The sequence below is a fragment of the Streptosporangium nanhuense genome (assembly GCF_059358815.1).
Map to the genome: position 1 here is coordinate 1 of NZ_JCADBG010000146.1, position 512 is coordinate 512.

The 512-nt window shown below is 69.3% G+C and carries 1 protein-coding gene; it reads left to right on the forward strand.

Features of this window, described 5'->3' with window-relative positions:
- On the forward strand, positions 1–512 hold a 512-nt coding region (locus AC5L38_RS44410; RefSeq protein ID WP_495248859.1), incomplete at both ends, for an ice-binding family protein.

Below are 512 nucleotides of genomic sequence, written 5' to 3' on the forward strand. Positions count from 1 at the left end.
ACCGGTGCCACGGTGGTCACGGGTGATCTGGGGTTGAGTCCGGGGACGGCGGTGACGGGGTTTCCGCCGGGTGTGGTGAACGGTGTGACGCACGCGGCAGATGCGGTGGCGGTTCAGGCCAAGGCCGATCTGGTGGCCGCTTACACGGATGCGGCCTCGCGTACGCCCACGGCCACGGTGGGCACGGAGCTGGGCGGGACCACGGTGGGGCCGGGGGTGTACAACTCCGCGGCGGGGACGTTCGGTATCACCGGCACGCTGACCTTGGACGCTCAAGGGGATGCGAACGCGGTGTTCGTCTTCCAGGCGGCGTCCACGCTCATCACCGCTTCGGCCAGTGCGGTGACGTTGACCGGTGGTGCTCAGGCGCGCAACGTCTTCTGGCAGGTCGGTAGTTCGGCCACGTTGGGGACCAATTCCCGGTTGGCCGGCAACGTGCTGGCGTTGACCTCGATCACGGTGACCACCGGGGTGAGGGTGGACGGCCGCGTGCTGGCGCGCAACGGCGCGGT